The organism is Nonomuraea sp. NPDC050691, assembly GCF_040654455.1.
In the GTDB taxonomy this organism is placed as follows: domain Bacteria; phylum Actinomycetota; class Actinomycetes; order Streptosporangiales; family Streptosporangiaceae; genus Nonomuraea.
This window is the reverse complement of sequence record NZ_JBFAIA010000123.1, coordinates 1-25283: the sequence shown is the minus strand read 5'-3', so window position 1 is coordinate 25283 and position 25283 is coordinate 1. Positions and strand designations below refer to the sequence as shown.

Annotated in this window: 34 protein-coding genes; 13 read left to right on the top strand and 21 right to left on the bottom strand. The window is 73.3% G+C overall.

Annotated features, from left to right (window positions below; genetic code table 11):
- The coding region (locus AB0H81_RS31745; RefSeq protein WP_358381913.1) for a winged helix-turn-helix domain-containing protein at positions 1 to 350 on the bottom strand (350 nt) is incomplete at its 3' end.
- Between the two features lie 245 nt (positions 351 to 595).
- Between AB0H81_RS31745 and AB0H81_RS31740 the strand changes: the two genes are divergently transcribed.
- Positions 596 to 1474 (top strand): alpha/beta hydrolase, encoded by an 879-nt coding sequence (locus AB0H81_RS31740; protein ID WP_358381911.1) that lies wholly within the window; start codon positions 596 to 598, stop codon positions 1472 to 1474.
- A 102-nt stretch (positions 1475 to 1576) separates the two neighbouring features.
- A complete protein-coding gene (locus tag AB0H81_RS31735) occupies positions 1577 to 2095 on the top strand; it encodes a hypothetical protein (protein ID WP_358381909.1) in 519 nt (172 codons plus the stop codon).
- Positions 2096 to 2099: 4 nt separating this feature from the next.
- Here the strand turns inward: AB0H81_RS31735 and AB0H81_RS31730 are convergent, their stop codons facing one another.
- The 6 genes from AB0H81_RS31730 to AB0H81_RS31705 all read right to left on the bottom strand — a co-directional run bounded on the left by AB0H81_RS31730 (position 2100) and on the right by AB0H81_RS31705 (position 7035).
- Positions 2100 to 3281: a low temperature requirement protein A gene (locus AB0H81_RS31730; RefSeq protein ID WP_358381907.1), complete on the bottom strand. Its 1182-nt coding sequence runs from the start codon at positions 3279 to 3281 to the stop codon at positions 2100 to 2102.
- 113 nt (positions 3282 to 3394) lie between these two features.
- The gene (nhaA, locus tag AB0H81_RS31725) at positions 3395 to 4660 is read right to left on the bottom strand and encodes a Na+/H+ antiporter NhaA (protein WP_358381905.1); all 1266 of its coding nucleotides are present in this window, start codon (positions 4658 to 4660) and stop codon (positions 3395 to 3397) included.
- 94 nt (positions 4661 to 4754) lie between these two features.
- Positions 4755 to 5171 carry a DUF4118 domain-containing protein gene (locus tag AB0H81_RS31720; RefSeq protein WP_358381903.1) on the bottom strand — a complete coding sequence of 139 codons (417 nt, stop codon included), beginning with the start codon at positions 5169 to 5171 and terminating at the stop codon, positions 4755 to 4757.
- Between the two features lie 11 nt (positions 5172 to 5182).
- Positions 5183 to 5740 carry a hypothetical protein gene (locus tag AB0H81_RS31715; RefSeq protein WP_358381901.1) on the bottom strand — a complete coding sequence of 186 codons (558 nt, stop codon included), beginning with the start codon at positions 5738 to 5740 and terminating at the stop codon, positions 5183 to 5185.
- A 33-nt stretch (positions 5741 to 5773) separates the two neighbouring features.
- Entirely contained in the window at positions 5774 to 6214 is a 441-nt protein-coding gene (locus tag AB0H81_RS31710; RefSeq protein WP_358381899.1) for an HD domain-containing protein, read from the bottom strand.
- Between the two features lie 509 nt (positions 6215 to 6723).
- Positions 6724 to 7035, bottom strand: a complete 312-nt coding sequence (locus tag AB0H81_RS31705) for a hypothetical protein (protein ID WP_358381897.1) — start codon at positions 7033 to 7035, stop codon at positions 6724 to 6726.
- 55 nt (positions 7036 to 7090) lie between these two features.
- Here AB0H81_RS31705 and AB0H81_RS31700 point away from each other — a divergent pair, with 55 nt between their 5' ends.
- Positions 7091 to 7342 (top strand): hypothetical protein, encoded by a 252-nt coding sequence (locus AB0H81_RS31700; protein ID WP_358381895.1) that lies wholly within the window; start codon positions 7091 to 7093, stop codon positions 7340 to 7342.
- A gap of 304 nt (positions 7343 to 7646) precedes the next feature.
- On the opposite strand, the gene AB0H81_RS31695 is transcribed toward AB0H81_RS31700, so the two are convergent.
- Complete coding sequence (locus tag AB0H81_RS31695; protein ID WP_358381893.1) at positions 7647 to 7955, bottom strand: ATP-binding protein; 309 nt, start codon at positions 7953 to 7955, stop codon at positions 7647 to 7649.
- 151 nt (positions 7956 to 8106) lie between these two features.
- Positions 8107 to 8595 carry a hypothetical protein gene (locus tag AB0H81_RS31690; protein ID WP_358381891.1) on the bottom strand — a complete coding sequence of 163 codons (489 nt, stop codon included), beginning with the start codon at positions 8593 to 8595 and terminating at the stop codon, positions 8107 to 8109.
- Positions 8596 to 8696: 101 nt separating this feature from the next.
- Here AB0H81_RS31690 and AB0H81_RS31685 point away from each other — a divergent pair, with 101 nt between their 5' ends.
- Complete coding sequence (locus tag AB0H81_RS31685; protein ID WP_358381889.1) at positions 8697 to 9962, top strand: sigma-70 family RNA polymerase sigma factor; 1266 nt, start codon at positions 8697 to 8699, stop codon at positions 9960 to 9962.
- A 202-nt stretch (positions 9963 to 10164) separates the two neighbouring features.
- Positions 10165 to 10371: a cold-shock protein gene (locus AB0H81_RS31680; RefSeq protein ID WP_358381887.1), complete on the top strand. Its 207-nt coding sequence runs from the start codon at positions 10165 to 10167 to the stop codon at positions 10369 to 10371.
- 78 nt (positions 10372 to 10449) lie between these two features.
- Here AB0H81_RS31680 and AB0H81_RS31675 read toward each other — a convergent pair whose 3' ends face one another.
- The 3 genes from AB0H81_RS31675 to AB0H81_RS31665 form a co-directional block, all read right to left on the bottom strand.
- Positions 10450 to 10773 (bottom strand): STAS domain-containing protein, encoded by a 324-nt coding sequence (locus AB0H81_RS31675; protein ID WP_358381885.1) that lies wholly within the window; start codon positions 10771 to 10773, stop codon positions 10450 to 10452.
- 123 nt (positions 10774 to 10896) lie between these two features.
- Positions 10897 to 11097: a hypothetical protein gene (locus AB0H81_RS31670; protein WP_358381883.1), complete on the bottom strand. Its 201-nt coding sequence runs from the start codon at positions 11095 to 11097 to the stop codon at positions 10897 to 10899.
- A gap of 131 nt (positions 11098 to 11228) precedes the next feature.
- Entirely contained in the window at positions 11229 to 12821 is a 1593-nt protein-coding gene (locus tag AB0H81_RS31665) for an MFS transporter (protein WP_358381881.1), read from the bottom strand.
- A 183-nt stretch (positions 12822 to 13004) separates the two neighbouring features.
- Here AB0H81_RS31665 and AB0H81_RS31660 point away from each other — a divergent pair, with 183 nt between their 5' ends.
- The 3 genes from AB0H81_RS31660 to AB0H81_RS31650 are packed head-to-tail and all read left to right on the top strand — an operon-like array spanning position 13005 to position 14541.
- On the top strand, positions 13005 to 13409 hold the full coding sequence (locus AB0H81_RS31660) for a metalloregulator ArsR/SmtB family transcription factor (protein WP_358381879.1): 405 nt from the start codon (positions 13005 to 13007) through the stop codon (positions 13407 to 13409).
- Entirely contained in the window at positions 13406 to 13945 is a 540-nt protein-coding gene (locus AB0H81_RS31655) for an SRPBCC domain-containing protein (RefSeq protein WP_358381877.1), read from the top strand. The genes AB0H81_RS31660 and AB0H81_RS31655 overlap by 4 nt, the downstream gene beginning before the upstream one ends.
- Positions 13942 to 14541, top strand: a complete 600-nt coding sequence (locus tag AB0H81_RS31650; RefSeq protein WP_358381875.1) for a TIGR03086 family metal-binding protein — start codon at positions 13942 to 13944, stop codon at positions 14539 to 14541. Before AB0H81_RS31655 ends, AB0H81_RS31650 begins: the two co-directional genes overlap by 4 nt.
- Before the next feature lie 35 nt (positions 14542 to 14576).
- Here the strand turns inward: AB0H81_RS31650 and AB0H81_RS31645 are convergent, their stop codons facing one another.
- Positions 14577 to 15554: a YafY family protein gene (locus AB0H81_RS31645; protein ID WP_358381873.1), complete on the bottom strand. Its 978-nt coding sequence runs from the start codon at positions 15552 to 15554 to the stop codon at positions 14577 to 14579.
- 152 nt (positions 15555 to 15706) lie between these two features.
- Here AB0H81_RS31645 and AB0H81_RS31640 point away from each other — a divergent pair, with 152 nt between their 5' ends.
- Positions 15707 to 16081, top strand: coding sequence for a nuclear transport factor 2 family protein (locus AB0H81_RS31640; protein WP_358381871.1), 375 nt, complete (start codon positions 15707 to 15709; stop codon positions 16079 to 16081).
- A 412-nt stretch (positions 16082 to 16493) separates the two neighbouring features.
- Here the strand turns inward: AB0H81_RS31640 and AB0H81_RS31635 are convergent, their stop codons facing one another.
- The 5 genes from AB0H81_RS31635 to AB0H81_RS31615 all read right to left on the bottom strand — a co-directional run bounded on the left by AB0H81_RS31635 (position 16494) and on the right by AB0H81_RS31615 (position 20387).
- The gene (locus AB0H81_RS31635; protein ID WP_358381869.1) at positions 16494 to 17717 is read right to left on the bottom strand and encodes an MFS transporter; all 1224 of its coding nucleotides are present in this window, start codon (positions 17715 to 17717) and stop codon (positions 16494 to 16496) included.
- Positions 17718 to 17829: 112 nt separating this feature from the next.
- Positions 17830 to 18093 (bottom strand): hypothetical protein, encoded by a 264-nt coding sequence (locus AB0H81_RS31630; RefSeq protein ID WP_358381867.1) that lies wholly within the window; start codon positions 18091 to 18093, stop codon positions 17830 to 17832.
- Positions 18090 to 18587: a hypothetical protein gene (locus AB0H81_RS31625; RefSeq protein ID WP_358381865.1), complete on the bottom strand. Its 498-nt coding sequence runs from the start codon at positions 18585 to 18587 to the stop codon at positions 18090 to 18092. The genes AB0H81_RS31630 and AB0H81_RS31625 overlap by 4 nt, the downstream gene beginning before the upstream one ends.
- A 197-nt stretch (positions 18588 to 18784) precedes the next feature.
- The gene (locus tag AB0H81_RS31620; RefSeq protein WP_358381863.1) at positions 18785 to 19681 is read right to left on the bottom strand and encodes an alpha/beta hydrolase; all 897 of its coding nucleotides are present in this window, start codon (positions 19679 to 19681) and stop codon (positions 18785 to 18787) included.
- Positions 19682 to 19868: 187 nt separating this feature from the next.
- A complete protein-coding gene (locus tag AB0H81_RS31615; protein ID WP_358381861.1) occupies positions 19869 to 20387 on the bottom strand; it encodes a DinB family protein in 519 nt (172 codons plus the stop codon).
- 94 nt (positions 20388 to 20481) lie between these two features.
- On the opposite strand from AB0H81_RS31615, the gene AB0H81_RS31610 reads away from it, so the two are divergent.
- Complete coding sequence (locus AB0H81_RS31610) at positions 20482 to 21201, top strand: TetR/AcrR family transcriptional regulator C-terminal domain-containing protein (protein WP_358381859.1); 720 nt, start codon at positions 20482 to 20484, stop codon at positions 21199 to 21201.
- Here the strand turns inward: AB0H81_RS31610 and AB0H81_RS31605 are convergent.
- Positions 21189 to 21737 (bottom strand): hypothetical protein, encoded by a 549-nt coding sequence (locus AB0H81_RS31605; protein ID WP_358381857.1) that lies wholly within the window; start codon positions 21735 to 21737, stop codon positions 21189 to 21191. The two genes, AB0H81_RS31610 and AB0H81_RS31605, sit on opposite strands and share 13 nt — an antisense overlap.
- 270 nt (positions 21738 to 22007) lie before the next feature.
- Between AB0H81_RS31605 and AB0H81_RS31600 the strand changes: the two genes are divergently transcribed.
- A complete protein-coding gene (locus AB0H81_RS31600) occupies positions 22008 to 22157 on the top strand; it encodes a hypothetical protein (RefSeq protein WP_358381855.1) in 150 nt (49 codons plus the stop codon).
- 146 nt (positions 22158 to 22303) lie between these two features.
- On the opposite strand, the gene AB0H81_RS31595 is transcribed toward AB0H81_RS31600, so the two are convergent.
- A complete protein-coding gene (locus AB0H81_RS31595; RefSeq protein WP_358381853.1) occupies positions 22304 to 23008 on the bottom strand; it encodes a 2-phosphosulfolactate phosphatase in 705 nt (234 codons plus the stop codon).
- 86 nt (positions 23009 to 23094) lie between these two features.
- Positions 23095 to 23856 carry a class I SAM-dependent methyltransferase gene (locus AB0H81_RS31590; protein ID WP_358381851.1) on the bottom strand — a complete coding sequence of 254 codons (762 nt, stop codon included), beginning with the start codon at positions 23854 to 23856 and terminating at the stop codon, positions 23095 to 23097.
- Positions 23857 to 24206: 350 nt separating this feature from the next.
- Here AB0H81_RS31590 and AB0H81_RS31585 point away from each other — a divergent pair, with 350 nt between their 5' ends.
- Together AB0H81_RS31585 and AB0H81_RS31580 are read left to right on the top strand one after the other, a co-directional pair.
- Positions 24207 to 24584: a metalloregulator ArsR/SmtB family transcription factor gene (locus AB0H81_RS31585; protein WP_358381849.1), complete on the top strand. Its 378-nt coding sequence runs from the start codon at positions 24207 to 24209 to the stop codon at positions 24582 to 24584.
- A complete protein-coding gene (locus tag AB0H81_RS31580; protein ID WP_358381847.1) occupies positions 24581 to 25195 on the top strand; it encodes an SRPBCC family protein in 615 nt (204 codons plus the stop codon). Before AB0H81_RS31585 ends, AB0H81_RS31580 begins: the two co-directional genes overlap by 4 nt.
- The last annotated feature ends 88 nt before the right edge of the window (positions 25196 to 25283 follow it).

Below are 25283 nucleotides of genomic sequence, written 5' to 3'. Positions count from 1 at the left end.
GTGGGCTCTCCCGACCGCGCGCCCCCGGGGCCCCCGGTGACCAACCGCGGGGGGGGGGCCGGGGGGGGGCGCCGGGGCTCCAGCGCCCGGCGCAGCGCCGCCACGAACGTGCGCACCGCCCCGACCGCCCCCTCGGGCGGGTCGTCCCACAGATCATCGACGAGGCCGGCGACCGGGACGACGCGGCGGCGGGCGACGATCAGCCGGGCCAGCACCGCGCGGTGCCGCGGCCCCTTCAACGCGATCGCGTCACCGGAGTCGTCCCAGGCGGTGACCGGCCCCAGCACCCCGAAGCCGACCCCGCCCCCGATCTCCACCGCCCCCAACGTCCAGATCTCCTCACGCGTCATCGGCTGCCGCCCGCCAGGACCCGCGTCCCGGCAAGTGCGGTCCGGCGGCGTCGCCTCCCAGAAGCGCCACGGTAGCGCGCGCTCACCGGATGCTCATCCGCGCCCGGCAGGCTCGTCCCGGCGGCCTCACCCGGCACCGGCCCAGCCGAGACACGGGCCGGTCCGGACAACGGACCGATCCAGGAACCGGCCGCCCAGCGACCGATCCACCAGCAACGACAACCCTACGGAAAGGGACGAACATCATGGCGCCCGTCATCACCGGCTTCGACTACCGGCGCGTGCCCGTCGCCGACGGCGTGTCCCTGCACGCGGCCGTCGCCGGCTCAGGCACCCCGGTCGTGCTGCTGCACGGCTTCCCGCAGACTCACCTCATGTGGCGGCACGTCGCCGCCGACCTCGCCGCCGACCACACCGTCATCTGCCCCGACCTGCGCGGGTACGGGGCCAGCGACAAGCCCGCCGAGACCGGCCCCGAGGTGTACGCCAAGCGCACCATGGCCGCCGACGTCGTCGCCCTGGCCCGCGCGCTGGGGCACGAGCGGTTCGCGCTGGCCGGGCACGACCGGGGCGCCCTGGTCGCGTTCCGCGCCGGGCTCGACCATCCCGGCACGATCACCCACCTCGCCTGCCTGGACGTGCTGCCGACGCTCGACATGTGGGACGTGATGCGGGGCGTCACCGCGGCCGTCGGCTTCCACCTCTACCTGATGGCCCAGCCGCCCGGCCTGCCGGAGCGGATGATCGCGGCCGCCGCGGACGACTTCTTCGGCCACTTCCTCGACACCTGGGCGAACGACCCGGCGGCCATCCCCGCCGACGTCCGCGCCGCGTACCTGGAGGCCTGCCGCGACGCGGTGCCGTCGATCGTCGCCGACTACCGCGCCTCCGCCGGTGTCGACGCCGGCCACGACCGGGCCGACCGCGACGCCGGCAACCGGCTGCGCATGCCGGTCACCGTGCTCCAGCAGGACTGGGGGTCCGTCCTGGGCTTCGACGCCGCCGCCCTCTGGGGCGCCTGGGCGCCCGACCTGCGGCACGTCTCCGTCACCTGCGGGCACTTCATGGCGGAGGAGGCGCCCGCCGAGATCGCCGGGGCGCTGCGCGACCTGCTCACCCGCTGAGTCCGCAACGTCGAGTCCGTACGGGAAACGGGAGAACCTTCAGCCCGCCCACGGCATCGAAGAGGGGGAGACGATCAACCTGCTCGAAGAACGGGGACGGGGATGCACACGACTCGACTGGTGGCGGCCGCGGCGCTGACGGCCACGACCACCGCGCTGCTGATCGCGAGCCCGGCCGGGGCCGTCACCACCACCCCGGCGCCGGCGGTCGCCGCGCCGGGTTCCTTCGGCCCGTACGGCTACGGCGGCGTCAGACTGGGGATGACGGCTACGCAGGCCAAGGCCACCGGCAAGATCGCGCTCAAGAGGCGCGACCACTGCTCCGGCTGGGACTTCAAGGCCCACCCCAACCCGGGCGACGAGGTGAGCCTGTACATCTCCAAGAAGCGTGGCGTGGCCGTCATCTCCGCTCCGCGCGGGGCGCGCACCCCCGAGGGCGTCGCCGTGGGCTCCGCCCTGAGCCAGGTCCAGAAGGTGTACCCGAAGGTCAAGGAGCAGATCAACGGCTACACCGTGGCCGTGCCCGGCAATCGCAAGGCGTACTACTACTTCGGCGTCAACCGGCGGAACAAGGTGGAGACGCTCGTCCTCGCGCTCACCACCCAGGACTGCGTGAACTGAGGGGTCACGGGGCGAGGCCGGCCGGGGCGGGGACCCGGTCGCGCCGCCCGTCCGTGGCGGCGACCACGCCCAGCACCAGCGTGGCGACGGCCGCGAGCACGAGCGGCGGCACGAGGCCGGGCGCCAGCGCGACGGGCAGCCCGGCCACCACCAGCACGCCGATCCCGACGAGGCGGTTGACCGGCACCCACCCGAACACGGAACGCACGAACAGCGCGTGTCCCGCGAGGAACAGCACCGGCCCGCCGAGCACCGCGAGCGCCGTACCCGGCGTGATCCGGTCGAACGGGTGCGCGATCGCCAGCTCGTCGCCCACGGCCGCCACGATGATCCCGGCGACCATGAGGATGTGGATGTAGCTGTACGCGGACATGCCGAGCCGCCCCGTGTCGTCCGAATGGGCGGTGGTCTCCGAGGCGGCCTCGGCGGTGCGGTCGAAGTACACCCACCACGTCGCCACGCTGCCGAGGAACGCGACCGCGAACGCGGCCACGGCGCCGGCGCTCAGGTGCTGGTGGTCGGCCAGCGACACCCCGGTCACCAGCAGCGACTCGCCCAGCGCGATGATGACGAAGAGCTGGCAGCGCTCGGCCATGTGGGCGCCGTCGATCGTCCAGTCCGCCGTGGAGACCCGGCCGAGGAGCGGCATGCGGTAGCCGAGCCACGGGCCCGCGTACTCCACGAGCAGGGCGGCCGTCCACAGCACGCCCTGGGCGGCCCCGCCGAGCGCGGCGCCCGCGAGCCACAGCACCGCGCTCACCGCGTGGTAGACGAGCACCAGCCGGAACGTCCGGCCGATCGGGTGGGCGCGCGCCGCCACCGACACCACGATGGTCCGCCCCACCTGGAGCGCCACGTAACCGACGGCGAACCACATCGCCCGCGGCCCGAACGCCTGCGGCAGCGCCGCCGCCATGACCAGCCCGGCCAGCATGGCGCCGGTCAGCGTCAGGCGCAGCACCGGATGGTCGGGATCGCAGTAGTTGGTGGTCCAGGTGGTGTACATCCAGGCCCACCACACGGCCAGCGTGAGCAGCAGCGTCTGGGCCACGCCCGCCACGTCGAGGTGGGCGAGGAGTAGGTGCGAGAGCTGGGTGATGGCGAACACGTACACGAGGTCGAAGAACAGCTCGACCGGCATCACCCGGGCGGTCTCGCCACGAGGGCGAAGGATCGGCGCTGGCACTAATTTCCTCCACAACGCAGGCGAATCGGGTATGTCGCCGAATACAGCTCATCGTAGGGCCGGAGATCAGCAGCACGTTCCCCGCCGATCGGGCCGGTCCGGGGCTCGGCCGGTCAGGGCGTGGGAGGCGGCTCGGGAAGGGCCTGAGCCTGCTCGATGCGGCGGTAGGCGTTGTCGCGCAGGCGCAGCACGGCCGCCGCCAGCAGCGCCGCCGTCAGGGAGCCCGCCAGCACCGCGATCTTGACGTACGCGTCGCGCGCGCTGCCCGCGCCGAAGGCCAGCTCGCCGATGAGCAGCGACACGGTGAACCCGATGCCGGCCAGCAGCGCCAGCCCCGCCACGTCCACCCAGGCCAGGTTCTCGTCCAGCTCGGCGTGCGTCAGCCGGGACACCAGCCAGGTGGCGGCCATGACGCCCAGCGGCTTGCCGAGGACCAGCCCGGCGACGACGCCCACGGCGACCGGGTCGGTCAGCGCCCGGCTCAGGCCGTCCACCCCGCCGATCGTCACCCCGGCCGACACGAACGCGAACACCGGCACCGCCACCCCCGCCGACAGCGGCCGGAAGCGGTGCTCGAAGTGCTCGGCCACGCTCGCGTCCCCCCGGGCGGGCACGGCGAAGCCCAGCAGCACCCCGGCCACCGTGGCGTGCACGCCGGAGGCGTGGACCAGGGCCCACGTGAGCGCGGCCAGAGGCAGCAGCAGCCACCAGGCGCGCACGCCCCGCCGTACGAGGAGGGAGAAGACGGCCAGCGGCACGGCCGCGCCCAGCAGCGGCAGGGGCGCCAGGCGCTCGGTGTAGAAGACGGCGATGATCGCGATGGCGAGCAGGTCGTCGACCACGGCCAGCGTCAGCAGGAACGTGCGCAACGCGGCCGGCAGGTGCCGGCCGATCACCGCGAGCACCGCGAGCGCGAAGGCGATGTCGGTGGCGGTCGGGATCGCCCAGCCCCGGCCGGCGCCCGCCGCCCCGGCGAGCGAGGTGGTCACCAGGTACGCGACGGCGGGGACGAGCACGCCGCCCGCGGCGGCGGCGACGGGCACGGCCGCGCGCCTGGGGTCGCGCAGGTCACCGGCCGTGAACTCACGCTTGAGCTCCAGGCCGGCGACGAAGAAGAAGACGGCCAGCAGGCCGTCGGCGGCCCAGGTGGCCAGGTCGAGGTTCAGGTGGAGGGCGGCGGGGCCGATCTCGAAGGAACGCAGCGCCTCGTACCCGTGGGCCCACGGGGAGTTGGCCCAGAGCATGCCGAGCAGGGCGCCGGTGAGCAGGAGCGCTCCGCCCACGGTCTCGGCGCGCAGGATGTCGGCGACGCGCCGGGACTCCGCGCGGGAGCCCAGGCCGAACAGGCGCAGGACGCGGTTGGACGGGGTGCGGCTCACGGCGAGGGCTCCTTGGGAACGGTCGGCGACGGATCAGCCGACCAGACTTCCCGGCACACCACTGGCCATCCTATCCACAAGCCCCCATGTCACCTCAGGTCGCGTCCGGAGGGAGCGGGGGCAGCTGCGTCACGGGAGACGCGGGCAGGGTGAGCACCATGGTCAGGCCGCCGCCCGGCGCCTCCTCCGGTACGAGCGTGCCGCCCATGGCCTCGGCCAGACCGCGCGACAGTTCCACGATGGCGCTCACCGCGGCGGCCACCACGACGAACACCACCAGCGCCAGCAGCGCCCCGGGCTCGGAGACCAGCGGGCTCCGGTACGGAGGGGTGAAGAAGTAGTTGAGCAGCAGGACCCCGCCCACGGCCGCGGCCAGCGCCGGCCACAGCCCGCCGGCCGGCGTCACGGCGATCATCCACATCTGGAACAGCAGGATCTGGCTCGGCAGCCCCAGCGTGTCGCGCAGCGCGTGCAGCACGGCGGTGATGGCGGTCAGGCCGAGCGCGGTCATCGCCCAGCCGATCAGCCGGCGGCGCCGGGTGAGCGGCGCCCCGCCGCGAGGCCGCCGGCGTCCCTTGCGGCCCCCTCGCTGGGAGGGCGGTCGGTCATCGCTTCATCCCCTTGGCGCGCGAGCGACTTCCGGTGGCCGGCCGTCAGACCCGACCGCACACGACAATCAGGCGCCGCCCCACATGGGGATGTCGACGATGTCGTCGCTCTTCCAGGTGAGGTTGTCGTGCACGGCCACGACGCCGTCGAGGTTCTCGGCCAGGCGGACGGCGGCGATGGCTTGGCGGCCAGCGCGCCACTCTCCTCCGCCGCCGCGACCAGGAGAGCGTTACGGGTCGGTGAGGGCAGCTTGGCGATGCGCCGCTGGTAGGCGTCCTGCAGGCGGTGCGGCAGGGGGAGGTGCCGCGGGTCTCCGTCCTCGGTCCTGGGCAGCTCCAGCAAGGCCAGCGGGTTGCCGTCGGCCTCGGCCAGCACCCGGTCGCGTATGTGGGCGGGCAGGTGGGGAGCGTGTTCGGCCAGCAGCGCCCGTGCCGCCATCGGATCCAGCCGCTTGAGCGCCAGTTCGGGCACGCCTGCAGGTCTGCATGACCTTCGTTAGGATGATCACGCGATTTCCTCCATCTCGCCGAGCAGGATCTCGCGGGCACGCGCGTACTTCTCGGCCATGCGCTCCGCCTGCTCCGACGGCAAGTTGTGCAGCCGCATCGTGTTGTGCAGGTTGTCCGCGAGCTTGATCTTGCGGCTGTCGGGGTTGGCACAGGCCCGCCGGATCAGGTCCACGTACGTCTCGCCCTCCCGGCGTGTGACGGAGTCGATAGCCGCCAACGTCCGCTCGGTGAAGCCGAGCTTGCGCAGCTCCTCCAGCGTGATGTCGGTGTCCTCGACCGAGTCATGCAGAACGGCGGCGATACGAACCTCCTCGTCCTCGCCGGTCAGCATGTCGCGGACGGCGAACACGTGCAGGTAGTACGGCGCACCGGACTTGTCGACCTGGTCGCGATGCAGGTTGCGGGCCAGGCTGCTGGCGTACTCGATGGTTCCCACGGTTTCTCCTTTACTCAGACTCGCGTCTGATCAGCCTTCTGACACGAACTGCACCGGCCATCCGGGTACTCGGCTTCGTTGCGGCAGCCGACGGCACCGCACACGCCAAGCTGCTCCTGGTACTCGACGAGCTGCTCGTGAGCGTCCTGCTCGGAGAGCTCGGCCTCGTCGGCGGGACTCAGTTTCACGCCCACCCCCAGCAGTCGCAGTCGTCGGCGTGGCCGGGCGTCGTGGTGCCCCGGCCACGAGCGACGCTACGAACTCGACGGGATCGGCGTCGTCGCCCCAGCATTCGGGGGCGTAGCTGAGAACTGCCATGATTTCCTCCTGCGGGTCTTCCTCGTTGTCCCGACTGGCGTTGATCGCCGCCCGCCGGGATGCTCCGCGCGTCCGGAGCGAACGAGGGCGGGAGTCGTGCCTTCCCGCCGCATTGGACCGGCGCAGCTCCACCAACCGCGCGCCGGTCCCGGCCGCGTCGTGACGCGCCTTCTTCACGGCTTCCACCTCCCTCACTGAGGCTCGTCGAGCGACGGCCTGGACTCCACGCAGCGCCAGTACGCGTAGGTGCAACCCACCGGCCCCGAGGCGTGGACCTCCGCAATCTCCTGCTCCAGCTGCCGACGGCCCTGCTCCTGAAGCTCGGCAGGGAAGGCGGGCAGGACATCGGCTATCGTGCGCCGGGCCCCGTCCACCAGGACGGCCCGTCGGGCGGCCTGCTCGTCGTGGCCGTACTTCTGCCGGTCACGGGCGATCTGTTCGCGCTCCCGGGCGGCGGCGAGCTCCTGCTTGTTGAGGGGTTCGCGCTGGTTGTAGCGGCTCATCGCGGTCTCCGGTTCCTGGGCAGGGTGGGCTCCTGAGGCTGCTGACGAGGAGTCGGTGCGCCAGGGGCTTATCGACGGAGGCAACTGGTTCAGCCTCAGCCGCGAGCACATCGGGCCCGAGTCGTACGGAGTCCCCGGCTTCAGCGTGACGATGCCCTCCGGCAACGAACTGCGGAACGCCTTCTTCCGCCAGGCGTACGAGATCCTCGGAGAGAAGACCGCCGACCAGCTGGCCCGCAAGGCTCGCTACTCCCACGCCGACCTCTACGCGATCGTCTACTTCCCCGGCATCACCCTGGAGGACTGAGCGATGAGGATCAGGATCGACTTCACGATCACGGTAGACCCCGAGGACCTCCCGGCGCTGTACGAGTTCATGCATACCGACCGCGAGGACGTGAAGGGCGCTCTCACCGACGAGGCCCAGGACCTCCCGTGCTGCGAACAGCAGGAACACCTCCTCGGCCGCCAGCCGGCGGGCGGCGAACGCCAGCGCCTCGGCCGAGAACCGGTCCAGCCACTGGGCGTCGTCCACCAGGCACAGCACCGGCCCGTCCGAGGCCAGCTCCGCCAGCAGCGACAGCGTGGCCAGGCCGACCAGGAAGCGGTTGTCACCCCCCCGGCGGGGCCAATCCCAGCGCCGCCCGCAACGCCTCCGCCTGAGGGGCGGGAATACCGGCCAGATGCCCCATCACGCCGGACAGCAGAGACTGCGACGCCGCGAACGGCAGCTCCGCCTCGCTCTCCACGCCCGTGCAGCGCAACACCTGGAACCGCTGGCCCGAGCCTGCCCACCGTAACAGTGCCGACTTGCCGCCACACGGCTCACCCAGGACCACGACGGCACCGCCCCGGCCAGAGGCGGCCTCCGCCAGGAACCGGCCGAGTTCTCGCTGCTCCGGCTCCCGCCCATACACCACCAGGCACTCCTCGTGACCCACCCAGCTGGTGATCTCAACGCCGGGAAGCATACGCGTGCCAGCGATCGGCGCCGCGTTCGCGTTGCTTCTTCCGCCACCGCGAGGATGATCGCCACTTCCACCAGGTGACCGGCACCGAACAGGGTGCCGGTCAGATCCGGCGATTCCGAGGCGCGCGGCAGGTCCGCCAGCTCGACGTGGCCGGCGCGGCGCACCACCTCGTCGGGCAGGTCTCCCCCTGCGCGATGCCGGTGATCTGCTCGACGACGTCGCTGAGCGACTCCAGGTGCCGGATGTCGACCGTGGAGACCACGTCGATGCCGGCGTCGAGGATCTCGTCCACGTCCTGCCGGCGCTTCGCGTTGCGGGAGCCGGGCGCGTTGGTGTGGGCCGGCTCGTCGATCAGCACCACGTGGGGGCGGCGGGCGATGAGCGCGTCGGCGTCCAGCTCGACGAACCGCGCGCCGCGGTGCACGAGGTTGCGGCGCGGCAGGAGCTCCATGCCGTCGAGCAGCTCGGCGGTGCGGGCCCGACTCCAGGAGCCGCGCCCAGGTAAACGCGCAGCCGTCCCCGGGGCACCGCCCTCCGCCTCCTCGGCCGGAGGGGCGCCGGGCGGAGTCCCGGCGACCGGCTCCGGCATGAGACCAGGCGACGACCGGCGTGCGATGCTGGCGGACGTCCGGAACGGGACGGTGGCTCCGACGTCCTCCAGGACAGGCTCCGCCGGGGAAGGACGACACCATGGGCACCGAGGTCGGGACCGAAGCGTTGCTGCGGAACCTCACGCCCCGGGTCCTCGGCGCGCTCGTGCGCCGCTACGGGCACTTCGACACCGCCGAGGACGCCGTGCAGGAGGCGCTGCTCGCCGCCGCCACCCAGTGGCCGCGCGACGGCCTGCCCGGCGACCCGGCGGCCTGGCTGATCACCGTCGCCTCCCGGCGGCTCACCGACCTGCTGCGCGCCGAGCAGGCCCGGCGGCGGCGCGAGGACACGGTCGCGCGCTGGACGCTGCCGGACGACTGGCTCGCGCCCGCCGCCGACCGCCGGGAACGCGACGGAGACGACACGCTCATCCTGTTGTTCCTGTGCTGCCACCCGTCGCTGTCGCCGGCCTCGCAGATCGCCCTCACCCTGCGCGCGGTCGGCGGCCTGAGCACGGCGGAGATCGCCCGGGCGTTCCTGGTGCCGGAGGCCACCATGACCAGGCGCATCACCCGGGCCAAGCAGACCGTCAGGGAAAGCGGCCTGCCGTTCGCGCTGCCCTCGCCCGCCGAGCGCGACCGGCGGCTCGCCGCCGTGCTCCACGTGCTCTACCTGGTCTTCAACGAGGGGTACGCGAGCACGTCGGGGCCGCGCCTGCACCGGGTCGAGCTCGCCGCCGAGGCCATCCGGCTGACCCGCCTGCTCCACCGGCTGCTGCCCGGCGACGGAGAGGTGGCGGGGCTGCTGGCTCTCATGCTCCTCACCGACGCCCGCCGGCCGGCGCGCACCGCGCCCGACGGCACGCCGGTGCCCATGGCCGAGCAGGACCGCGGCCTGTGGGACGCCGAGCTCGTGGAGGAGGGCGTCGCGCTCGTCACGGCCGCGCTGCCGTCCGGTCCGACCGGCCCCTACCAGCTCCAGGCCGCCATCGCCGCCGTCCACGACGAGGCGCCGAGCGCGGAGGAGACCGACTGGCCGCAGATCCTGGCCCTGTACGAGGTGCTGCTGCGCGTCGGCGGCGGGCCGGTGGTGCGGCTGAACCACGCCGTGGCCGTCGCCATGACCCACGGCCCCGAGGCGGGGCTGGCCGCGCTGCGGGAGCTGGAGGGGGACGAGCGGCTCGCCGCCGGTCACCGGCTGCACGCGGCGCGGGCGCACCTGCTGGAGATGGCCGGCGACCGGGAGGCGGCGCGCCGGGCGTACCTGGAGGCCGCCGCGCGCACCACCAACCTGCCGCAGCGCCGCTACCTGCACATCCGCGCCGCCCGCCTGACCCCGCCCACCTCTGACTCCGCCGGCCTCTGACGAAGGTTCCGTGAGCGGTTCACAGGTGTGCTAGCCTGGAGGCAGTTGCAGTTGTGGTACCCATACGAACTTCGTGTGCGCCTGACGGTATGTAACGTCAGGCGCATTTCTGTTTTCCGGTCATCTCCGGGTGGGGGCATTACGGCGACGCGGAATCCGCGCATCGCGGGCTCCGGCTCTGCCAAACCAGAAGGAGATCAACATGGCTGAGGGAACCGTCAAGTGGTTCAACGCGGAAAAGGGCTTCGGCTTCATCGAGCAGGACGGCGGCGGCGCTGACGTCTTCGCCCACTACTCCAACATCGTGTCCCAGGGCGGCTACCGTGAGCTGCACGAGGGCCAGCGCGTGGCCTTCGACATCACGCAGGGCCAGAAGGGCCCGCAGGCCGAGAACATCGTTCCGGCCTGACCCGACCGGCACCACGAGCAGGGGCCCGCACCTTCACCGGTGCGGGCCCCTGCTCGTCTGTGTGCCGTCGCCGCGCTCTCACGGCACGACCGTGAGGCTGCGGTCCAGGCCGGTGATGCGCAGCAGCCTGGCCATGAGCGGGCGCGGGGCCTTCAGCGTGAGCGTCACTCCCCGCGGCCGCGCCCGCCGCTGGATGCCGACCAGGACGCCCAGCCCGGAGGCGTCGCAGAACGACACCGCGGACAGGTCCACGACGAGCAGGTCGGCTCCGGTGGGCAGGGCGCGCATCAGCCGCTGCCGGAGAGCATGGCTGGTGAAGATGTCGATCTCGCCGGTCAGGCGCACGGTGGTGACGGTGAGAGTATCGGTTTCGCCGATTGGCGCGGGCGCGAGAATGGTCATGGAAGCTCCGTTCGGAGAAGACGGGAAAAGCGTGGCCGCCGGACGGGGCCGGTCAGCCACGGGCGCTGTCAGGCGGGACGACTCGCAGGGTGAGATGCTCGCCGCGGGCGAAGCACAACATGATCAGACCAGCGTCGGCGTGGCGGAAGAGCCTGACAGCAGCTCGCCCGCGACGTCGCGGGAGTGGAGCCACCAGGTTCCGCCGGCGGCGCCGCGGTGGCCGGGAACGGGATCGAGGTCCAGTCGCGTCGACTCGGCGACGCGCGGGGCCGAGCCCGCGACGGCACCGAGTGGATCCGGACCGGTGGGAAGCGTCGGCAGCATGCTCGCCTGCCTGTCCGGGCCTCCGGGAGGGGCCCCAGTCTTCTATCGCCGCGGGCGACGCCGACCTGTTGCCAACGCACAAGAAAGTCCTCGGTGGCACCAGTCTACCCGAGGGGGTGACCACGGCGTGATCATGTGCTCGGCGTCCCGGCCCCGCCCGTCGTTCCCGGCCTGACCGCGGGGACCCGCTCCCCGCACCCCGTACGGGCCGGCGGGGCCCACCGGAGCGTCAGCGCGACCACGGCGAGGACGCCGAGGGCGCAGGCGAGGGGCACGGCCAGTCCCGCCGACGCGGCCTGCCCCCACCCCTCCTCCAGCGACCCCAGCAGCACCGTCCCGGTGAGCGTGCCGCCCAGCACGCCGCCCGTCTCCTGCACCGTGCCCAGCACGCCCGCCGCCGCGCCGGACCGCTCGGGCCGGACCCGGCCCAGCGCCGTGGAGATCAGCGGCGACATCAGCACCCCCATCCCGGCGCCGGTGACGAGCAGCGCCCCGGCCACCTGGTACGCCACGGCCGCGCCTCCCGCCCGCCCGGCGACGACGTGGAGCAGGAGGAGCAGCCCGAGCAGCAGCGTCGCCGCGCCCGCCAGGGGCACCCCCGCCCCCAGGCGGCGGGCCAGCGCCGCGGTCCGCGCCGAGCCCGCGAGGAACCCGCCGTTGAGCGCCGTGCACACCGCCCCGGCCGCCGCCGGGCCGAGCCCGAGCCCCTCCTGGAGGTACAGCGCCAGCACGAACGACAGCCCCGCCGAGCCGCCGAACAGCAGCGCCACCGCCACGAGCCCGCCCGCGAACCCCTTCTCCACGAAAACGTCCAGGTCGAGCAGCGGCTGCCGCCCCGCGGCGGCCAGGCGGCGCTGCCGGCGGGCGAACGCGGCCAGCAGCGGAGCCGAGGCCGCCAGGCACAACCACGTCCACGGCGGCCAGCCCTGCTCCCGGCCCTGGGCCAGCGGCAGCACGACGGCCACCAGTCCGGCCGCGACCATCCCCGCCCCGGCCACGTCCAGACCGTGCCGCTGCCGCTGCCGCTGCCGGTGCCGGGCCGCGGCCGCGACGTCCTCGGACGGCCGCGCGGGCGACGGGTCCGGGACAAGGTGGGCGGGGCGCGAGGCGGGCGGGTCCGGGACGACGTGGGCGGGGTGTGAGGCGGGAGGCTGGTCCGGGACGAGGCGTGCGGTCAGGGCGAGCGCGACGAGGCCCAGGGGCACGTTGACCAGGAAGCAGGCCCGCCAGCCCAGCCCCCACGGGTCCGCCGCGATCAGCAGGCCGCCGATCACCTGCCCGCTCACGCCCGCCAGCCCCACGGCCGTGCCGTACCAGCCGAACGCCCGGGCCCGGTCGGCGCCCCGGTACAGGTTCCCGAGCAGCGTCAGCACCTGCGGGGCCAGCAGCGCCGCGGCCACGCCCTGCAGGACCCTCGCCAGGATCAGCGCCCAGGCTCCCGGCGCGGCCCCGCAGGCGGCGGAGGCCAGCGTGAACAGCGCCAGGCCCGCCGAGAAGACCCGGCGCGGCCCGTGCAGGTCGCCGAGCCGGCCCGCGACGACCAGCCCCGACGCGTACGCCAGCCCGTACGCCGCGATCACGAGCTGCGCCTCGGACCCGCCGGCGGGCAGGCCGGCCCGCATCGAGGGCACGGCCACGTTGGCGATGAAGAAGTCGAGGGTCGTCATGAAGACGGCGACCAGCAGGACGGGCAGGGCCTGCCAGCGGTGGGGGACGGTGGCCATGGGTGTCTCCAGGGACGGAGGGACGCGGGCGATGGGAGAACACCGCGCGCGGCCGGACGGTTGAGCCCACCCTGGAGGCCACCGGTTATGAACCGCTGCCGATCGGCTACGGACGAGTTATGACCCCGTCGACGTACAACCATATGGTTGAGAATCTCGCCGGGCAGCACTATCCTCAACCATATGGTTGAGGATTCGCCGGAGCTGGACGCCGTGTTCCACGCGCTGGCTCATGACGCGCGGAGGGTCATGCTGCGCCGGCTCGCCCGCGGCGAGCTGACCGTGGGGCAGCTCGCCGAGCCCCTGCGGATGTCGCTCGCGGCCGCGTCCAAGCACGTGAAGGTGCTGGAGAACGCGGGGCTGGTCGAGCGCACCGTCATGGGGCGGCGGCACGTGTGCCGGCTGCGGTCCGCGCCGCTCGCGGGTGCCGCCGCGTGGCTGCGCTTCTACGAGCGCTTCTGGGACGAGCGCATCGATGCGCTGGAACGGGTCCTCGACCGTCCGCACACGCCCGACGCGACGCCGGCGCGCCCACAGGTGTCGGCAAAGGCGTCGGCACGTTCGCACACGCCCGAGGAGGCGCCGTGAGCACGCACCCCCGTCCGCACACGTCCGAGGAGGCCGCCATGAGCGCCGAACCCGCGATCTTCCCCGCCGTGCGCCGCGAGCGCACCCTGACCGCGCCCCCGCGGGCCGTCTACCGGGCCTGGCTCGACCCCGGCATCCTGTGCCGGTGGCTCGCGCCCGGCGACCTGGAGTCCGTGCGGGCCGAGGTGGACGAGCGGGTGGGCGGCCGCTACCGCATCTGGCAGCCCCGCGCCGGCCGGCCGATCGGCGGCTTCGACGCGCAGCTGCTGGAGCTCGTCCCCGACCGGCGCATCGTCTGGCGCTGGGGCTTCGTCGGCCCCGACCCGGAGGCGGGGCCGGCGTTCGACTCGGTCCTCACCGTCACCCTGAGCGAGACCCCGGACGGCGGCACCCACATGGTGGTGCTGCACGAGCACCTCGACGCCCTGGCCGCCGCCATGCCCGAGGTCGCCTGCCGGATCAGCGGCGGCTGGGACAAGTGCCTCGACCGGCTCCCGGCGGCGGTGGCGGCGGCGAGGACGGTGGTGAAGCCGTGACGGCCGACCTCGGGCCCGCGACCGGCGTCCTCGCCGCCCTCGTCCGGCCGCTGCCCGGCGACCTGCTCACCGCGCCGACGCCGTGCGGCTTCACCTTGGGCGAGCTGCTCGACCACATCGACGGCCTCTGCGTCGCGTTCACCGCGGCCGCCACGAAGACGAGGCTGGAGGGCGGCGGCCGCGCCCGGACGCCCGACGCGTCCCGGCTGGGCGACGACTGGCGCGAGCGCGTGCCGGCCCGCCTGGAGGAACTGGCCCGGGCGTGGCGCGAGCCGTCGGCGTGGACCGGCGACACCGAGGTGGGCGGCGGCACGATGCCGGGCGCGATCGCCGGAGCCGCCGCGGTCGACGAGATCGTCGTGCACGGCTGGGACCTCGCCGTCGCCACCGGCCGTCCCTACCCGGCCGGCGACCCCGCCCTGGAGGAGGCCGTCCGCGAGGCGTACGCCTGGGTGACCACGGTCGTGGCCCAGGCTCCGGAGGGCAGCCCGGGCCTGTTCGGGCCGCCGGTGCCCGTGCCCGGGGACGCCCCGCTCCTGGACCGGCTGCTCGGCCTCACCGGCCGCGACCCCGCCTGGACGCCGGCCGCTCCCTGAGCCGCGACCCGCGAGCCCGGCGCGTGCGACGCCGGCTAGCGTCCCTCGGCGTAGAGGGCGGCGGTCTCGGCCGCTCTGCGGGCCAGGGCGTGACGCAGCTCCGCGGGCTCCACGACCTCGACGTCGGGGCCGAAGGCGAGCAGCGCCTCGGCCGCGCCCAGGGACCGGAAGCGCAGCTCGACGCTCACCCGCTCCGCGTCGCCGCCGGCCCCGGCGGGCGGCGCGGAGGGGGACACATCAGCCTGGTGGATGCGCAGGAACCTGACCAGGATGTCCCGCCGGACGCTGACCGTGACGGGCACCGGGGTGGGGATGTCGTCGATGCGGCGGCGCAGGGTGTCCCACAGGCCGGCCAGTTCGAGGCCGTCGCGGCGCCGGACGGGCTGGTCGGTGACCTCGGCGGAGGCGATGCGGTCGGCGCGGAACAGCTTCGGCTCGCCGCGGTGATCGGCCACCAGGTACCAGACGCCGGCCTTGTTGACCAGCCCGTACGGGTCGAGCGTGTACGAGCGGGGACGGCTGTCGCCGCCGTGCCGGTAGCGCAGCGACAGGCGCCGGTCGCCGAAGACGGCCTCCTGGAGCACGGCGAGGTCGGGGGCCGGCTGGGACGGGCCGCCGCGCCAGCGCGCGGGGTCGATGAGGACGCGGCGGCTGGCCAGGTCGGCGTCCGGACGGTGGGAGGCGGGCAGGGCCGCCATGACCTTGCGCAGCGCGGAGCCGATGGCCCGTCCCAGGCCCAGCTCGGCGTGGGCGCGCCCGGACAGCAGCACGAACAGGGCGCGGGCCTCGTCGGTGGTCAGGCCGGTGACGTCGGTGCGGAAGCCGGGCAGCAGCGCGATGCCGCCGTGGGGCCCGCGCACGGTGTAGACGGGCACGCCGGCCGACGACAGCGCCTCGACGTCGCGCATGACCGTGCGGACCGACACCTCCAGCCGCTCGGCCAGGGTGCCGGCGGGCAACTGCCCGTGCGTCTGGAGCAGCAGCATGATCGAGAGCAACCGGTCGGATCTCATGGCGGGAAAACTTTCTCAGGTATAAGACACAACGTGTCATATATCGAGGCGAGGATCCAGTGGCAGGGACCCGGACGGACGGGCCCCGGAGCTCCCCGGACGCGTACCCGTGACGCCGGAAGGGAGCGGAACACCACGAAAGGGAAAGCACTGTGACCAGCACCAACGCCTCCGCCCAGCAGATCGCCGAGGACTACGCCCGCGCGTGGATGGGCGGCGACGTCGAGAAGGCGCTCGGCTTCATCGCCGAGGACGTGGTGTGCGACGCGCCCGCCGGCCGGATCGAGGGACTGCCCGCCTACCGGCGCTTCCTGGAGGGCTTCCTGCCCAAGCTCACCGGGTCCTCCATCACCAAGATCCTCGGCGACGACACGAGCGCGGCCGTCGTCTACACCACCGACACCACCTTCGCCCGGGACTTCCGGGCCATGGACTACCTGACCCTCGAGGACGGCAGGATCACGTACGTCCTCACCGTCTTCGACCGCCTCCCGGTCGCCCAGGCCGCGCGCCCCGCGGCGGGCTGATCCCGTCCGCGCTCACCGGACGTCGATCGCCCTCGTCCCGGCGGACGAGAGCACGCCCGCCGGGACCGACGCGGGCATCCGCCTCACCACGGCCGACGCCTCCGCCCTCCGCGAGGAGCTGGCGGCACGCGGCGTCGAGGTGGGGGGCTGCTGCGATGGGAGGGCGTCCCGCCGATGTGCGTCCTGCGGGACGCGGACGGCAACGGCCTCGTGGTCGTCGAGTGACGGGGAGCGCGTTCATGGCCCTGGACGACCCGCCGGTCTCGTCGCCGAGGTGTACGGCCTGCCCGGCCTGGCGCGCCTCGGCGGCCGGCCGCGGCAGGTTGCTCAGCGCGGGCCGGGGGCCCATCCATGGTACACATGGTCGTCGGCGCCGTGCTGGTCCCGTGGCCGGCGCGCCGGTGAACCCGCCCTACGCCTCGGGGGCGGCGACGGCGTGAGGGGGCAGGCGGTGCGCCAGATGGAGCAGCGCGAGGCAGGCCAGCACCAGGAGAACGGCGAGAGTGACCCACAGCAGTGAGGGCTCGGCGCCGAGGAGCGCGGAGAAGCCTCCTGGCGCGATGACGGCCGCGAACGCCCAGGTCTGCTGGTGGATCGCCAGGTACCGCCCGCGCAGCTCCGGGGGCGCCGTGGCCGCGGTGAGCGCCCAGGACGGCGTGGTGTGCATGAGCTCGCCCAGGGTGAGGACGAGTGTGGCCACCACCAGGCCGCCCACGCGCGCCGGCCCCGCCGGCAGGAGCGCCGTCGCGGCGTACAGCGCGCACGCGGCGATCAGGATCACCCCGGCCAGTGCCATGGCGTGCGTACGGCGGGCGTCGCGCTGCCGGCGCCGCACCATCAGCTGGCCGGCGGCCACCAGGGCGGTGTTGAGGGTGTACAGCAGGCCCATCAGCCAGGCGGGGGCCCCGAGCACCGTCACCGCGTACACCGGCAGCGCCACCGGAAGGATCATGTGTGTCAGGGTGAACGCCTGCTCGGCCGCCACGAGACCGAGGAACGGCCGGTCCGCGAACACCTCCCGGTACCCCTTCGACTGCCTCGGGGGCGTTTCCACGGACGCGCGCCGTCCGGAGACGATCAGGAAGCCGGTGGCCACGACGAAGCTGGCCGCGTCGAGCGCCGCGATGAGGGTGAAGCCGGCGCCGCCGGCGAGCGACACCGCTCCCGCCGACAGCAGCCCGCCCAGGCCGAACGCGACGTTCCTGGCCGTGGCCATCAGTGCGTAGAGCTTGTCCCGGTCCGCGCCTTGCGCGAGGACCGAGAGGTAGCTCCCGGCGGCGGGGTAGTAGGCGCGGTCACCGACCGCGACCACGGCGGCGACGGCCACGAGCGCGGCGAAGCCGTCCACGAGCGGGTAGGCCGCGAAGCCCACGGCGCGTAGCACGTACGTGGCCATGAGCACGCGCCGCGCGTCGAAACGGTCGATCAACGCGCCGGCCACCGGGTTCGCGGCCAGTCCCACCATGGCGGCGGCGGTCACGCCCAGGCCGACCGTGGTCATGGGCAGTCCGGTCACGTGGTGGATGAACAGAAGGGTGAGGGGGACGTAGAGCCCGCTGCCCAGCGCGTCGACGAACATCCCTACGAGGAAGGGCCGGGCACCCGCGACGCGTCGCCCGGCGGGAAGGATGATCACGGCGACGAGTCTGGGCGAAGCGACGCCCGGCGTGAATCGGCCCGTGGTCCTGGATCGGCTCAGTCCATGGTCCTACGACCGCGATGCCGTGCGTGTCCCCTCGGATGCCGGTTCAGGACGGGACGCGCAGGCGCCGGAGCGCGAGCATCCCGCCGGCGCCCGGCACGAAGGCGCGCCATCGCGCCCCGGACCCGGCGGCCGACGGCGCCATCGAGACGGCGGCGACCACCACGAGGTACGCCATGCCGTGCGCCGGTCCGCCGAACGTCGTGATCGTCTTGGCGTGGACGGTGAACAGGTTGCCCAGCAGCACCGCCAGCGAGAGCAGCTCCACGGCGGCGGCCACGCGCAGGACCCGCAGGTGCGTCACGCTCACCGGCCCGACCCCGGACGGACGATCATGAGGACGACGACGGCGGCCCAGGCGAGGTTGTAGATCCCGGCCAGCATGGACAGCGTGCGCAGCCGCCGGGCGTCGCCGGGCTCGCGCAGCGCCTGACGCTGACGCGGGTGGATCTGCGTTGCCAGCAGGCCGCCCGCGACGGCCGTGAGCAGCATGGAGACGGTGATCCAGATCTCGCCCATGCGCCCCTGCGCGGTCGCCAGGGCGATGCCGAACACCGGCACGACCAAGCCGAACGCGGCGTAGCCCCCGGTGACGCGGTGCAACACGGCGGCCACCGCGCGGTCACGTTCGCCTGAGCCCTTCGCCCCTCCTTGGCTCTGCGGGCCCTCGGACGGGGGGCCGGCGCCGTCCGGCGCGGGGACGGCGACGGGCGCGTACCGGGGAAACAGGCTCGCGGCGACGGCCGAGCCTCCGACGAAGACGATGCTCGCGAGCACGTGCACCGACAACAGGACGTGTTCCATGGGAGTCCCTTCCAACCTTCAGTGTGCCTGAAGCTTAGCGGAAGCTTCAGGTGCCCTGAAGGTTGGGCTCTCCGGGGAGGCGATTCCTGCATGGTCTGGCCCGGAGCGGCCGTCCGGACCCGGGACGTTGCCCCATGAATTGCCGCCATTGGTGGCAAAAGAAACAGGCGCGTTAATTCGTGCCCCGAATTTCCCCCTTACGCGATTGCCTCCGCGCGCCGCACGAGGCCCGCGACCCAGCCGGTCATCTCCGGCCACAGCGCGGCCGGCAGGTCGTGCCCCATGCCGTCGAACACCACGAGCTGCGCCCCGGGGACGGCCGCTGCGGTCGCCCCGCCGCCGCTGACGTCGCACATGAGGTCGTCGGCGCCGTGGATCACCAGGGTGGGCACGCTGAGGGAGCGCAGCCACGGCGTGCGGTCGCCGGAGGCCACCACGCCCACGGCCTGGCGCAGGAAAGCGAGCTCGTCATGGGACCGGTCGTAGGCGCGCCCGGCTCGCTCCCGCACCTCCTCCTCGTCGGCCGGGTAGCCGGGCGAGCCCAGCACCCGGAACGCCTTGACCGTGCGCTCGATCGCGTCCTCGCGGGTCACGGCCGGAGGTCCGGTGAGCTCGGCCAGCGCCTCCGGACGGGGCTGTCCCACGTTCCGGTCGCCCGTGGTGGACATCATCGAGGTCAGCGACCGGACCCGCCCCGGGTGCTCGATGGCGACCGCCTGGGCGATCATCCCGCCCATGGAGGTGCCGACGAGGTGGACGGAGTCGAGGCCGAGCGCGTCGAGCAGGCCGGCCGTGTCGGCCGCCATGTCCGTCAGCGTGTACGACACCGAGGACAGGTCGCCGGCCAGAACCGCGGGCAGGTCGGGGACCGGCGCGTCGTGGAAGTGGGTGGACAGCCCGGCGTCACGGTTGTCGAACCGGATCACGTGCAGCCCGTGGGAGACGAGGCTCCGGCAGAACCCGTCCGGCCAGTGGATCAACTGCCCGCCACCGCCCATGATCAGCAGCACGGGCGGCGCCGCGGGGTCACCGAGGCGCTCGTAGACCACGTCGATCCCCGCCGGGCCGACGTTCCGCGCCTTCATCTCGCTCATCTCTCGCCGTCACCTCTCTGAAAAGCGCCGAAGGAAGCCGACGGAGAATAACAGCGATCAATGGTGCTCCGGCAAGATAAATTTGAGAAATGGACAATATGCAATGAGCCGCATATGATAAAAGTGGCGGAAATAACGAGGCCTTCCCGTCCCCACCGAAGCCCGGATGCGCCGCCGCGGGCGTGGCTCAGGCGCCGGTGGCGCCGTCCACGCCCTGCCGGACCATGTCGGCGTGGCCGTTGTGCCGGGCGTACTCGCCGATCATGTGGTTGAACACGAGCCGCAGCGTCACCGTGCCCCAGCCCGCGTTCTCGAACGTGGTGTCCAGCGGCACCCCGGCCGTGACCTTGCGGGCCAGCTCCTGCTGCTCCAGCAGCAGCGCGTAGTCGGCCTCCGCCCGCGCCGGGTCGAGGTCCTCGAAGTCGGCGTCGGGCCGCTCCGGCGTCGAGTAGAGCTTCGGGACGTCCTCCCCGAGGAAGGAGCGCCGGAACCAGATGTGCTCCACCTTCGCCAGGTGCCGGATCAGCCCGAGCAGCGACAGGTTGGACCAGGGGACCGGCGCGGCGGCGAGCTGCTCGCCGGTGAGTCCGGCGCACTTGTGCAGGAAGGTCGCGCGGTGCCAGTCGAGCAGTCCGGGCAGCAGCTCTGCCTCGGGCGCGAGCAGCGACCCCTCGGGGCGGGTCACTTCGGGAGCGGTCCAGGTCATGCGTGGCATGTTCTCACGGACAGCGGGACGGGACCGGCCCCAGCGGGGCCGCCACGGCCGGTCCGCGCTGATCGGCGCCGGTAGGCTGCCGTGCATGCCGCGCGACACGTTGACCCGGGAGCAGATCGTCCAGGCGGCCGTCGAGGTGCTGGACGCCGAGGGCGTGGGCGGCCTGAACATGCGGCGGCTCGGCGGCCGCCTCGGGTCGGCGGCCACGGCCGTGTACTGGCACGTCAAGAACAAGGACGAGCTGGTCGTGCTGGCCGCCGACCACGTGTGGGACGAGATCGCGTTGCCGGACCTCGACGCGACCGGGTGGCGCGAGGCCGCCGCCGGGCTGGCGCGCGGCGCGTACGCGATGATCGAGCGGCACTACTGGCTGGTGCCCGCCATGGGGACGCACCTCATCTACGGGCCCGCCAAGGCCCGCTACGACGAGCACTGCCTGGCCGTCTACGAGGCGGCGGGATTCGGCGGCCGGGAGGCCGACCAGGCCTCCGCGACGGTGCTCATGTTCGTGATCGGCGCGGCGCAGGGGGAGGCCGCCCAGTCGGCCTGGCGGGCCCGGCTGCGCCGCGCCGGGGCCGACGAGGAGCAGCAGCTGCGCGACACTCTGGAGCGCGTCGTCGAGATCGCCCAGGGGTTCCCGCGGCTACGCGCACGCGCCCTGTCCTCGGCGTCTCCGGCGTCTCCGGCGGACCTCGCCGCGGCCCTGCCCGACGCCGACAGCTTCGAGTTCGGCCTGCGGACCGTCCTCGACGGCCTGGAAGCGAGGCTGGCGGCCCGGCCGGCCGCCTCCCGTCAGGAGAAGTGAGGTCCCGCGGCGGGAAGCGCCAGCAGGACGACGACGAGCAGCGACCCCAGGGTCGCCAGTCCGAACCGGACGACGACCACCGGACGCAGCCAGGACGGGAACGCCGCGCTCGCGGCGGCGATCACGGCCCGCGCGTCGACGCTCCGGGCCCCGGGGGCGGCGGATCTCGCGAGGGCCGCCACGGTGTAGCGCTCGGCGAACACCTGGCTGCCGGTGACGAAGCCGACCGCGAGCAGCACGAGCGGCTCGGCGATCCAGGACAGGACGCGCCCGGTCCCGCTCCCGGCGAGGTTGAGGCATGCCAGGGCCACCAGGCTCGCGGCGATCGCCATGGCCAGCGCGAACTCACCCGTCTTCTCCGCGAAGCGGATGCCGTGCTCGGCGAGGAGGGCGGGCGGTAACCCCTGGCGTTCCATCTCGGTGTCGGCCGCGCGCTGCGCCGCGCCTCCGCGGACGAGCACGACGACCGGCAGGACGAGGAAGGTCGCGGCGAGCGCGAACTGGAGGGCGGCGGCGAGGACGACGGGAACGGGCACGGCGGGACCTCCGGAGCATGACTTGAACAAAGTGCAAGAGCGACGCTATGTCGCGCTTGAACTTTGTGCAAGTCCATGGACCGTCGCGCCCCAGGAGGCGGGGCCGGGCCGACAGGCCGCTTCTTCGGACCGGGCGAGCTGCCGGCGCGGGCCGCGGGTTCGCCGGCCTGGAGGCCCGGTTCGCCGCCGCCGGCGAGGGCGCGGCTGGCCCGCGCGAGCACCTGTACGCACTGGCGCGGGCGTATGTCCGGTACGCGGCTGAGTCCAGGCATGTTCGAGCTGAGGTTCCGTCACGATCTGCTCAACAGTGCCGGGTCGGATTCCGGCGGCCCACGCCTGCGTGGCGATGCTGACGACGGGCTGCTCGACCGGCTGGTGACGGCCGCGCTCGACGCCCACCTGGGCCCGGAGCCGGCGTGACGTCCCCCCGGCGAGCGCGCCTGACCCTGGCGGCCAGCGCCGCGGCGCGGCGATCGTCGCGCTGGACGGCACCCTCCTCGTGCTCGCGCAGCCCAGCCTGCGTCGCGGTCGCCCGGACACGGCCAAGGCGATCCGGCGAGCAGGGATCAGCGCGAAGCCTCGTCGGCCGGCGTAGGCACGGCGTGCGGACGGAGGACCATGAGCGAGTCCTCCGAGGTTGTCGCCACCATGGCGAAGGGGAACCGGTCGAGCTCAAGACAGAGTGCGACGTCATCAGGATGCGCTCCTTGACGCACCCCCTTCGCCAGCTCGGCGGCGGCGCGCGACTCGCCGGCGCGGCGGAGGAACCCGGCCGCGTCCGTCCCGGCCTCGGTGACCCTCCGGGCGATGTACTGAGCGCACGCCAGATCTTCATCGGCGTGCCCGTCCTCGCCGGTGACCACGAACGTGACACTGTCACACTCGCGGGTCCGCAGGAGCCGGGCCGTTGCCTCCGCCACCACGAAGCCGGCGCACAGCACCAGCGACGCCTCCTTGACCGCGAGGGCGCCGACCGTCCCCGCCGTGGTCTTCTGCACGACGGTCCGTCCGTCGAGGTCGGCGGACCGCAGCAGGGCCGGCGAGTTGACGGCGTCGAACCCGGGCGCGGCCGGACCGTCCTTGAGTGCCACCCAGTCCGGGTGCCGAGCCTTGAGCGCCAGGGCTTCGTCCAGCGACCCGGCGAGAACGATCTTTTCCGCACCCTGGGCGAAGGCCCAGGCGGCCACCGTGAAAGCACGCATGACGTCGACCACGACCGCCACGGACGGGGCTTCGGCCAGCTCACCGATGCCGAGGAAACGAGCGTCCATCGGGTGATGATCGCACATGTCCGATCCGAGGCCCCAGGCGGGGATTCCCCTCATGGCACCGGGCGGCCGCGCTCCGGGACGCGCGGTTACGCCCGCCTGGTGATGCGGATCTTCGACTGCTTGTGCGGCAGGCGTTCCCAGTCGTCCATGAACACGGCGTCCAGGCCGTACCTGTCGGCGAGCCCGACGAGCGTCTCGGTGCGGTAGTAGAAGTCCTCGCGCAGCACGTGGTGCTCCTGCCCCTCCGTGCGGTCGAAGGTGAAGTCGAACCAGCCCTGCGGCCGCATGACCCGGCCCACGTGCGCGAAACACTCCTCGATGACGTGCAGCGGCGAGTGCGAGAAGACGCTGTGGGCGTGGACGACGTCGAAGTACGCGTCGGGCAGGAACGCGAAGCGCAGGTCGCGCACCGGCGTCAGGCGGGGCAGCTTGTCGCGCAGGCCGTGGGCGACGATCGTGTCCTGCGCGGCGAAGAGGATGTCGGGGGAGATGTCGATGCCGTAGTAGTTGCCCTGGTCGAGGTAGTCGATGAACAGGCGGCCGGCGCGCAGGTTGCCGCAGCCGATCTCCAGCATCCGGAACTCCGGCTTGAGCCCGTGCTCCTTCAGGTAGTCGAACTGCATGCGCCCGAGCGCCAGCCAGCGCTTGTGCGAGTGCGAGCCGACGGCCCCCTCGGGGCTGCGGGCCGTGTCGGACCTCATCACGGCCCGGTAGTACGCGACGTGGTCGCGGGTGCGCAGGCGCAGCCAGGCGTCGCGCGCAAGCCGGCGCAGGTGCGGCGCGACGCGCCCCGGATGGGTGAGGGCATAGCGGGCTTGGTGGGCGAGGCTCGAACGGTTGTGTTTCACGTCGGGACCACCAGACGGGGTGACGGTACGGCCATGGGGCTTGGAAATCTAGGCAGCGCGGCCCGCCCGCTCAACGACCGGCACGCCTCGAACGCGTTTAGGTAAGGCAAAAACATCGGCCGCGTCGCCTGACTCCCGGAAAAACCGCCCGCCGCGTCCCCATCCGGCTCTCGGAGAGGGGGTCCGCTGTGTCCGCTTGCGGCACTGGGCGCGGCGCGCTGCCGCACCCCTCATGCCGCCGGCAGGGCGTGGTCACCGCGACTCCTTGGTGCGTCCAAGTCGCCATGAGCGTGACCGCGAGTCGTTCATAAGAGTTGACTTATATAAGCGGGTGTTGCCATACTCGCGACGTGCATGCGTTCGACGTTCTCGGCGACCCGGTCCGGCGCCGGATCCTGGAGCTGCTCGCCGGCGGCGAGCTGAGCTCCGGCGAGGTCACCACCGTCATCAGGCGCGAGTACGGGATCTCCCAGCCGGCCGTCTCCCAGCACCTGCGGGTGCTGCGTGACAGCGGGTTCACCACCGTGCGGGCCGAGGGGACGCGCCGTCTCTACGCCGTCGATCCCACCCCGCTCCGGGAGGTCGACGTGTGGCTGGAGCGCTTCCGCGGCTTCTGGGAGAACCGGCTCGACGCGCTGGCCACCGAGCTGGCGCGCGGCAGACGCCGCCGCCGCGACCCCGACCCGCCGGCCACGCCGCCGGCGCCGACGAGAGACGAGCAGACATGATCGACATCATCGACGCGATCAAGCGGGCCCGCCGCGAGGTGGGCGAGAACGGCGAGACCAAGACCGTGGTGATCAGCCGGCGCTACGACGCGGCCGTGGAGGACGTGTGGGACGCCTGCACCGCCCCCGAACGCATCAGCCGGTGGTTCCTCCCGGTCAGCGGCGACTTCCGCGTCGGCGGCCACTACCAGCTCGAGGGCAACGCCGGCGGCGAGATCCTGCGCTGCGAGCCGCCCAGCCTGCTGAAGGTCACCTGGGTGATGGGCGACGCCCCCGGCCTGTCGGAGGTCGAGGTGCGCCTGACGCCGGAGGGCGAGGAGAGCACGCTGTTCGAGCTGCGTCACGTGGCGACGGCGCCGCCGGAGATGTGGTCCAGGTACGGGCCGGGCGCGGTGGGCATCGGCTGGGACCTCACCGTGCTCGGCCTCGGCCTGCACCTGGCCGGCGGCTCGATCGACGACCCCGGTGCCTGGCAGGCGAGCGAGGAGGCCCGCCGCTTCATGACCGCCAGCGGGGAGGCGTGGGGCGAGGCGCACCGGGAGGCGGGCGAGTCCCCCGAGACCGTGGCGGCCATGGTCGGGAACACCCTCGGCTTCTACCTCCCGGCCTGACCCGGTGCGGGGCGGCCACGGCCCGGCGAGCGGGCCGTCCAGGCGGCCGAGCTGGCCTGGGTGCGAGGGGTGCTGGAACGGCTGGAGA